Consider the following 3,882-nt stretch of genomic DNA (forward strand, 5'->3'; position numbering starts at 1 on the left):
GTGACGCCATAGAACAGCGGGCACAGTTCGCGCATTTCGTCCCAGATTTGCTGGTTATCGTCGTAATGCATCGGATAGCCCATTTCGCTGGCCAGCAGGCTGATGATCTCCCAGTCACGTTTGACGTTGCCCGGTGCCGGGATGGCTTTTTCGAAGCGCTGGAAACCGCGATCGGCACAGGTGAAGACGCCGCCGTGTTCGCCCCAGGAGGTTGCCGGTAACAGCACATCGGCTATTTCGGCGGTTTTGGTCATGAAAATATCCTGCACCACGACAAAGTCCAGCGCCTCGATACCCTTGCGCACCAGCCCCAGATCGGCTTCGGTCTGCAGCGGGTCTTCTCCCATGATGTAGTAGGCTTTGATCTCCCCGGTCAGCGCTTTATGCGGAACTTCAGTAATACGGGTCCCGATTTTGTCATCCATAATGGCCGGGTCAATTCCCCAGGCTGCGGCAAACTTGGCGCGTACGTTGGGATCGGTCACCTCCTGATAGCCAGGGAACAGATTCGGCAGCACACCCATGTCGCAGGCCCCCTGGACATTGTTCTGCCCGCGTACCGGGCCGACGCCGACATGTTCCCGGCCAAGGTTACCGGTCAGCAGAGCCAGACTGGCCAGGCCTTTCACCACGTCAACCGCCTGGCCAAACTGTGTGACGCCCATACCCCACATGATCGTGGCCGACGGCGCGGCGGCAAACATTCTCATCGCCTGACGCACTTCTTGCGCCGGAACGCCGGTGACCGCCTCCACCGCTTCAGGCGAGTATGCTTTCACCGTCTCACGGTAGGCTTCCAGCCCTTCGGTAAAGCGTTCGACGTAATCATGGTTATAGAGTTCTTCTTCCAGCAGAACGTGGCCGAAGGCGTTGACCAGCGCCATATTACTGCCGTTGTTGAGCTGCAGGTGGCGATCGGCAATGCGGGCGGTTTCAATTCGCCGCGGGTCGCAGACGATGATTTTTGCGCCGTTTTCGCGCGCTTTAATCACCCGACGGGCGACGATAGGGTGGGAATCGGCACAGTTGTAGCCAAAGACCAACAGACATTTTGAGTGTTCAATATCGCTGATGGAGTTACTCATTGCGCCGTTACCCAGCGCCACCTGTAGTCCCGCCACCGATGGACCGTGACATACACGGGCGCAACAGTCGACGTTATTGGTGTTTAACACCGCCCGGGCGAATTTCTGCATGACATAGTTGGTTTCATTCCCGGTACCGCGAGATGAGCCGGTGGTCATAATCGCGCGCGGGCCGTACTGTTCTTTGATCTCCCGGAGTTTTTTGGCCGTATAGCGAATCGCCTCGTCCCAGCTGACCGGGGTGAGTTTTCCCCCTTTCTGGTAGCGAATCATCGGCTGCTTCAGGCGCGGGGTGAGCAGTTGAGTATCATTCAGAAAATCCCATCCGTAATACCCTTTGAGGCACAGCTGATTCTGATTGGTCACTCCATCGGCGGCTTCCGCACGGATAATTTTATTGTTTTCGACAACCAGTTTGAGTTTGCAGCCCGCCCCGCAATAAGGGCAAACGCTTGTGATTTTTTTCATCAGTAACAGACCTGTTAACAGTGAATGAAGATCAATGGTCAGGCCGGGCCCGGCCCGCCATCGTCATGGAAACCTTTCGCCGCGATGCAAACGGAAGGCAGGAGCGGTATGCAGAAGTTGTGCCAATATTAATTGATTGATATGTAAGGGAATTAATTCGTCTGGCGGAGGTGTCGTCGTGATGTCGTCACTAATGACGATGACATAGTAGAACGCCAGGGGAGGGCGTTCTGCAATAGGTTAGCGCATTTTTTGCTGGAACTGCGCCAGTCTCTCCGGGGACAATCCGGCTTCCAGTGCCGCTTCACAGATGGCCTGCCAACTGCCAGCATCCAACGGAATGCCCTGTGCCAGACGCGCCTGACGATTGGCCTCTTCCCACTCTCCCGGCACCAGAATCGGCGCGTGCGCGTCATGAGGCGACTGTTTACACCAGTCGATGAAGGCTTCCGCCTCGCGCTGCATGTCCGGCGCGTCGAAGGCTTTCGGGTCGAGGATAAGGGTGGTCATGCAGTTGAAGATGGCGTCGACGCAGGTCTGTAGGCTCTGCTGGTGGGTCGTCTGGCCGCCGGAGACGGCGCCGCCGAGGATTTCACATAGCGTGGCGAGGGCGTAGCCTTTATGCTGGGCAAAGGTGAGCAGGGCGCCTAATGGCGAGGTCTGCATTACCGCAGGGTCGGTGGTCGGTTCGCCTCGGGCGTCAATCAGCGAACCGGCCGGAACGGCTTCGCCTTTATGCCAGGCGACGCGCGTTTTGCCAAAGGCAATCGCGCTGGTGGCGTAGTCGAGCAGCAGCGGAGGCTGCCCTTCTCGCGGGAAGATAACGCACAGCGGATTGGTGCCGAAGCGGCTGTCTTTGCCGCGAAACGGAGCGACCATCGGGTCGCCCACGACGCTGACGAAGTGGATCGAGATGAAACCTGCCGCCGCGCATTGCTCGGCCCAGTAGCCAATGCGTCCGATGTGATGCGCATTGCGCAAGGCGATAGCAGCCATACCGTGTTGCCGGGCTTTCTCAATCCCTTTCTGCATCGCTTCATGGGCCACTACCTGGCCAAAGCCCGCGTTGCCGTCAAGTGTCAGTACTGCGCCGGCATCCTTCATCACTTTGGCATGACGATTAAGCTGCAAATGGCCCTGAGCATGAGAACGCACGTAACTCGGGATCATCCCTACACCGTGTGAGTCGTGGCCGGCGAGATTCGCGGCCACCAGATGATCGGCGACAAGGGAAGCTTCGGTGGGAGAACTGCCAAGCTCAATGAAGAGAGTGTTGACGAACTGATGCAGATCCGTCGCCTGAAAACGATATCCGGTTTGCACTGATACGCTCCTGTGACTTATTCGGTTGTGTTGTTGTTTTGTTAAGTTTGCGCTTCCATGCTGCGCTCCTGAGCGAAGAAGATCAACATGTTGCAGACCGAAGAGCGCAGAAGCGAAATGAGGGGCAGAAAACAGACTTGAGGCCCGGCGTGCTGTTCGCGGTCTTGATAATCATTATCATAAAACCTGCTAAAAAATGTTAAAGAGAAGACCAAAATGAACATTAGTGCTCTGTTTTTAATTATCGTCGCGATTTCATTGCTGGGATTATCGATCTATTGTTTATTGAGTTATATAAAAGAACGCAGAGCGATGCGCTTTAAATCTTTCCGTCATCGCTAATATCCGTCAACGGCCTGGTCGTCACTTTAGGTGTAATGGTTGTCACGCCAGGCTTTCGGCGTGGAGTGGTATTTTTCGCGAAAACTTTTGCTGAATAACGGGTGGCTGACAAAACCACAGCGCCAGGATACCTGTTCGACCCGCAGCCGGGGATCGGTTTCCAGCAGTTGCCGGGCCGCCTCCAGGCGTATCTCTTTAATCACCGCCATCACTGAAGTCCTCTGTTGCTGAAAAGCCCGATCGAGGCTGGATCTTGAGCAGCACAGCATCCGGCAAAGCAGGTCAGGAGTTAGGTCATGTCGATGATAATTAAGCTCAATAAAGGATTTCGCGCTGTTCACCAGGTGGGCGAGTTTTCCTGACGATCGCAGCCCTTTCTCCTGCGCCACATCGGCCAGAACCTGCAGCGCGATATGATGTAGGCCATCGACGATAACCGCGATTTCCGGTACGGATAAACTTGCCGATTGCGCGTCCAGCAGTAACATATGCGTTTTTAAAAATAACGCTAAAGGGTGATTATCCAGTGTGACGATTGGGCTGGTCAGTTGACCACTAAATAGCGTTTTGATTTTCGCACTATGCGGAATGATATACAGCTGTTTGACATCATCACATTGATAATTGTAATAATCATTGCGCTGATGAACGATGAGCTGTCCCG

At 55.0% G+C, this 3,882-nt stretch carries 4 protein-coding genes; 1 reads left to right on the top strand and 3 read right to left on the bottom strand.

The genetic code is table 11. The features are described from left to right. Together fdhF and ACZAHD_RS22150 are read right to left on the bottom strand one after the other, a co-directional pair. Positions 1 to 1,553, bottom strand: a 1,553-nt coding sequence (gene fdhF, locus ACZAHD_RS22145; protein WP_462458647.1) for a formate dehydrogenase subunit alpha, incomplete at its 3' end; no start/stop codon positions are given. A gap of 240 nt (positions 1,554 to 1,793) precedes the next feature. After that, positions 1,794 to 2,876, bottom strand: coding sequence for a malate/lactate/ureidoglycolate dehydrogenase (locus tag ACZAHD_RS22150; protein ID WP_462458648.1), 1,083 nt, complete (start codon positions 2,874 to 2,876; stop codon positions 1,794 to 1,796). A 216-nt stretch (positions 2,877 to 3,092) separates the two neighbouring features. Between ACZAHD_RS22150 and ACZAHD_RS22155 the strand changes: the two genes are divergently transcribed. Continuing rightward, the gene (locus ACZAHD_RS22155; RefSeq protein ID WP_462458649.1) at positions 3,093 to 3,218 is read left to right on the top strand and encodes a small membrane protein; all 126 of its coding nucleotides are present in this window, start codon (positions 3,093 to 3,095) and stop codon (positions 3,216 to 3,218) included. 26 nt (positions 3,219 to 3,244) lie between these two features. Here the strand turns inward: ACZAHD_RS22155 and ACZAHD_RS22160 are convergent. Further along, positions 3,245 to 3,882 (bottom strand): AraC family transcriptional regulator (locus tag ACZAHD_RS22160; RefSeq protein WP_462458650.1); only part of this gene is annotated, 638 nt, incomplete at its 5' end.

The sequence above is a fragment of the Raoultella sp. genome, from assembly GCF_039594335.1.
Lineage (GTDB): Bacteria > Pseudomonadota > Gammaproteobacteria > Enterobacterales > Enterobacteriaceae > Klebsiella.

Coding starts and splice junctions, on each gene's coding strand:
- ACZAHD_RS22155 (WP_462458649.1), top strand. CDS start 3,093: ATGAACATTAGTGCTCTGTTTTTAATTATCGTCGCGATTTCATTGCTG.